Annotated in this window: 6 protein-coding genes; all 6 read right to left on the bottom strand. The window is 40.8% G+C overall.

Features of this window, described 5'->3' with window-relative positions; genetic code table 11:
• On the bottom strand, positions 1–412 hold a 412-nt coding region (locus ACR2F7_RS00860), incomplete at its 3' end, for a 2-phosphosulfolactate phosphatase (RefSeq protein ID WP_432711720.1).
• Positions 413–431: 19 nt separating this feature from the next.
• Positions 432–1,511 carry a glycine cleavage system aminomethyltransferase GcvT gene (gcvT, locus tag ACR2F7_RS00855; RefSeq protein WP_432711719.1) on the bottom strand — a complete coding sequence of 360 codons (1,080 nt, stop codon included), beginning with the start codon at positions 1,509–1,511 and terminating at the stop codon, positions 432–434.
• 39 nt (positions 1,512–1,550) lie between these two features.
• The gene (locus tag ACR2F7_RS00850; protein ID WP_432711718.1) at positions 1,551–2,753 is read right to left on the bottom strand and encodes a glycosyltransferase family 4 protein; all 1,203 of its coding nucleotides are present in this window, start codon (positions 2,751–2,753) and stop codon (positions 1,551–1,553) included.
• Positions 2,754–2,769: 16 nt separating this feature from the next.
• Positions 2,770–3,381, bottom strand: coding sequence for a ribonuclease HII (locus tag ACR2F7_RS00845; RefSeq protein ID WP_432711717.1), 612 nt, complete (start codon positions 3,379–3,381; stop codon positions 2,770–2,772).
• 28 nt (positions 3,382–3,409) lie between these two features.
• The gene (locus tag ACR2F7_RS00840) at positions 3,410–4,504 is read right to left on the bottom strand and encodes an ABC transporter permease (RefSeq protein WP_432711716.1); all 1,095 of its coding nucleotides are present in this window, start codon (positions 4,502–4,504) and stop codon (positions 3,410–3,412) included.
• On the bottom strand, positions 4,501–5,028 hold a 528-nt coding region (locus tag ACR2F7_RS00835; RefSeq protein WP_432711715.1), incomplete at its 5' end, for a glycosyltransferase family 2 protein. The genes ACR2F7_RS00835 and ACR2F7_RS00840, both read right to left, overlap by 4 nt.

Raw genomic sequence — 5,028 nt, 5'->3', positions numbered from 1 at the left:
TATCCTGACTAATTAACCATTTACACAATACATCGAGGTTAAGAAACGAGCCAATCACCACCTGGTGTGCACGTGCCTGCGCCATATGTAAAGCTTTGGTGCCATTGGTAGTGGTCAACACTACCGTTCTGCCACCTACTTTTTCTTTGGTATAAGAAAATGGGGAATTGCCGAAGTCGTAACCATCAACCACTTCCCCATTTCTTTCGGCCGCCAACAAATAATTTAGCCCTTTATAATTAAGGCAATCTTCAACCTGCGAAACCGGAATAATAGCTTCTGCGCCATTGTCAATACCGTAAACCATAGATGAAGTGGCTCTTAAGATATCAATAACCACAACAATACTGTTTTCAATAGTGTATAAATCCAGCAAGGCCGGGGTTAAACACACTTCAATTTTTCTTTGCATTTACGGTAATAAGGGACGTTTATTTATAAAAAGGAAATTTAACAACTTTAGCTTTAATTTTTGCGTTACGGATTAGGATGTAGATCTCTGTTCCTTCTTTAGCAAATTCTTTCTCCACATAGCCCATGCCGATTGCTTTCTGTAAAGATGGCGACTGTGTACCGGAGGTTACTTTTCCAATCACTTTTCCTTCTGCATCTACAATTTCATAATCATGACGTGGAATACCGCGGTCAATCAGCTCAAAGCCAATCAGTTTTTTGCTTACACCCGCTTCTTTTTGTGCTTTTAGAGCCTCAGAATTGGTAAATTCTTTAGTGAACTTTGTAATCCAGCCTAAACCTGCTTCAAATGGTGATGTGGTATCATCAATATCGTTACCATATAAACAAAATCCCATTTCTAAACGCAAGGTATCACGGGCCGCTAAACCAATAGGTTTAATGTTAAAAGGCGCACCAGCTTCGAAAATAGCATTCCAGATATGATCTGCATGCTCATTGTCGAAGTAAATCTCAAAACCTCCAGCACCTGTATAACCGGTAGCAGAAATAACGACATTGTCGATACCTGCAAATTTGCCTTTGCTGAAATTGTAATATTCCATAGAAGCCAAATCTACATCTGTTAAACTTTGTAAAGCTTCAGCTGCTTTTGGTCCCTGAACAGCTAATAAAGATGTTTTTCCAGAAATATCATGCATTTCAACACCCGCAGTATTGAACTTTTGAATCCAGTTCCAATCTTTTTCAATGTTAGAAGCATTGACAACCAACATGTACGTTTTTTCGTCTATGCGGTAAACCAACAAATCATCAACAATGCCACCATCTTCATTTGGCAAGCAAGAATATTGAATTTTACCGTCGTATAATTTTGCAGCATCATTGCTGGTTACTCTTTGAATAAGGTCTAATGCGTTTTCTCCTTTAAGGATAAACTCGCCCATATGGCTTACATCAAACACACCAACACTGGTTCTTACCGTTTGGTGTTCTGCATTGATACCCTCATAGGTTACGGGCATGTTGTATCCTGCAAATGGCACCATTTTAGCGCCTAATGAAATATGTTTAGCTGTTAATGCGGTATTGTTCATGTTTTATCTCAAATAATCGTTGCCAAAAATACATAAATTTTAGGCATTAATTAATTGTTGATAAATTTGTACCATCCTCACCGCTATGGAGGATATGTTATAGTTTTTCTCTACATTTCTTCTGGCATTCTCCCCTATTTCGGTCAGTTTATTAGGGTTGGTGATGCATTGTAAGATGGACCTATAAAATTCATCAGGAGTATCGGCAATCAAAATATCTTTACCATGCTCACATTTAATGCCCTCAGCGGCCATCGTGGTGGCAATGATACATTTGCGCATGGCCATGCCCTCAATAATTTTTACCCGCATACCACTTCCCGATAACAGCGGCACAATCATGATGGCCTTAGAGTTGATAAAATCAACAGCGTCTATCACTTCTCCTTCTACTACTACATTGTCAGATTCGTAATCGTAAAACTCTTGTTGCATGTGTTTGCCGGCAATATAAAAACGCAGCTCACTGTTGAGCTTTTCTATATCAGGCCAAATTTCACTTAAAAACCACTCCAGGCCTTCTTTATTAGGCTGCCAGTCCATGGCCCCTAAATGAAACAACGTAGGGTAACCATATTTAATGGGAGCGGTAATGTATTTTTCAAAATCAAGCGCTACGGGAAAAACATCAAGATTGGTTTTGCAACCCATGCGTACAATACTTTGCCGGTCGGGTTCTGAGATGGCAAAGATCTGATGAAACCTGTTCACTTGCTCGGTTTCGTAAGTTTTTAAGCGCCGGGCCAGAAACTCCAGGTACATGCGCCGGGGGATAAACTTTTCCCGATAGGCCAGTCGCTCCCATACGTCAAAAACAATGTTATGTGCCCTGTAAATAAGCTTAGCCTGGCTCAGTTCCTTCACCACATCCAGATAAGGCACCACATATAAACCTTCAAACTGAATGATATCAAACTCCGTTTCATGAAGAACATTGGCCAGTAATTTGGCCGCATCTTCCTCATAATAACGCGAAACATTGTAAGACTCGTCAGAAAACACGTTTAAAAACATGTCTATGTAGTTTACACTGGTATCAATCTCGTACGAGTGGAAGTGGATGTTTTCAAAAACAGGATCGTAAATATCATCTATATCAATCTTATTTTTATGGGTATTGATACTGAAAAGCGTAACTTCAACATCATGCTTCAGCAAGCCCATAATGGTGTTATAAACCACAATAGGATAACCACTGTTAGGTGGAAAAGGAACGCGATATGTTAAAATGAGGACTTTCAATGAGTGAAATTACACATTATCCCTCATTATTTTCAAATAGAATTAGCTGTGGACTACTGATGTTAAAAGTTTTTCTATGGTAGGGTGTTAAACCATAATTCAGAGAGGCATTGCGGTGCATAATCGTAGGATATCCTTTATTCTGGTGCCATTCATAATGGGGATATTCTTTACCTATATTGACCATGTACTCATCGCGATGTGTTTTTGCCAGAATAGAGGCTGCGGCAATGTTGAGGTATTTGCCATCGCCTTTTACAATGCAGCAATGTGGAATATCAGCATAGGCCTTAAACCTGTTGCCGTCTATACTGAGGTATTGTGGCTTGGTATGCAACTTTTCAATAGCACGGTGCATAGCCAGAAAAGAGGCATTCAGGATGTTGATTTGATCGATCTCCAGGTTATCTACCGAGGCTACAGCCCAGCAAATGGCTTCTTTTTCAATGATACCGCGTAAGTTCTCCCGCTGTTTGTGGTTGAGCATTTTAGAGTCTGTAAGCTCGCCGGCTACAAAATCTTTAGGCAATATAACGGCAGCAGCAAAAACTGGTCCGGCTAAACAACCTCTTCCAGCTTCATCACAGCCAGCTTCTAAAAACTCTTCCTGGTAGCAATTTAATAACATGCCACAAAGATAAGCAATACGGAATTAACTAAACAGTTACGTTTTGTGATTTTACATCGAAGGCATCTCTTAAGCCAATGGCCAGCAAATTAAAGGCATATACGGTGAGCATAATGGCTACCCCCGGCAATACGGCAAGGTAAGCGGCATCCATAATGATATAGCCATAATGTTCCTTGATCATCCCTCCCCAGCTGGGCATGGGTGGTTGTGCGCCAAAGCCCAGAAAGCTCAAACCCGACTCCAGGATAATAGCGGAAGCAAAATTTGCCGAGGCCACCACTAAAATAGGGCCTGCAATATTTGGAAGAATATGTTTGATGATGATTCTCGGTGTAGAAAAACCTAAGGCTTTTGCCGCTTCTACAAATTCTACTTCTTTGAGGGCAAGTACTTGTCCGCGTACTAAACGGGCAACATCTACCCATGTAGATAGGCCTACGGCAATAAAAATCTGCCAGAAGCCTTTACCCAGGGCAAAAGATATAGCAATGACCAATAACAACGAAGGCAAGGACCAAATGACATTCATCAGCCAACTGATGCCAGCATCTACCTTTCCTCCAAAATAACCTGCTATGGCTCCTGAACTGATGCCGATAAAAAGGGAGATCAAAACGGCCATTAAACCTACAGATAAGGAAACCCTAATACCCAGAATTAAGCGGCTCAACAAATCACGGCCGTACATATCTGTTCCTAACCAAAAAGTTTGTCGGTATACATTTTTACCAGATACCAAAGGGTATTCCGCTTCTTCACTCTGTTCATCGTCGCCAATATATTCGCGGGCAAAAACAGTTTTACCCACTTTACGGTAAGCGGTAATAGGAATGACCTTAAAATTTGCTTCTTGTCCGTAGAGCATTTTTTCAAAAACACCCACCTGCTCCACTTTCGGGTTTCTGCTGATGATTAAAAATTCAAAGCTCCTGCCCGGTTTTTTATTGCTCAGCTGCAAGTGCATGCTATTGGCATAGGGTGTTTGATCTGGCGTAATGAGGTAACCGGCAATGCCCATCAACATCATCAGTAAAATGAAAACCATGCCGCTGAAAGCAAGTTTGTTTTTTTTAAACTTTCTCCATATCTTTTGTGAAGGGCTGTTACTTTGTGAACTCATTTGACCATTCTTCCCTTCCAGTTGTATTTTCCAGAATTGCCTGCTACGCCAATATAAATAAGGTAAACAATGTGCATAAGATTAAGTATGGGTAAAATGGGTAACAGCTCGCGCCTTTTGGCAAACTTGGTCACATCCCATAAAAATATAAATTCTATAGCAATCTTCAACACAAGCTGCAGCAAACAGACCTTTAAAAAGCCAATAAAAAATAAACCGGCAATAAGGTTGAGCACAATGCTCAGGTTAAAGATCCACACCAGCACACCCAAAACAATGATGGATTTGTTTTTATAACGGGTACTTTTTGATGCCCAGCGTTTGCGCTGTTGTATAAATTCTGATAAGGTAGGTTTTGCCTGGGTGTAGACCACAGCATCGTAGTTTTTCAGGAACCCTATTTTATTCCCATAGCGGGCGGCCATTTTATGCAGCAGCAGCTCATCATCTCCCGAAGCCAGGTCGTCTATTCCTTTAAAACCGCCTACTTCGTAAAATGCGGCTCTTTCATAGGTAAGGTTGGC

The sequence above is a fragment of the Pedobacter sp. genome (assembly GCF_045628745.1).
Classification (GTDB): Bacteria; Bacteroidota; Bacteroidia; order Sphingobacteriales; family Sphingobacteriaceae; genus Pedobacter.
Note: the sequence above shows the minus strand (reverse complement) of the source record. Positions and strands in the feature narration are given on the sequence as shown.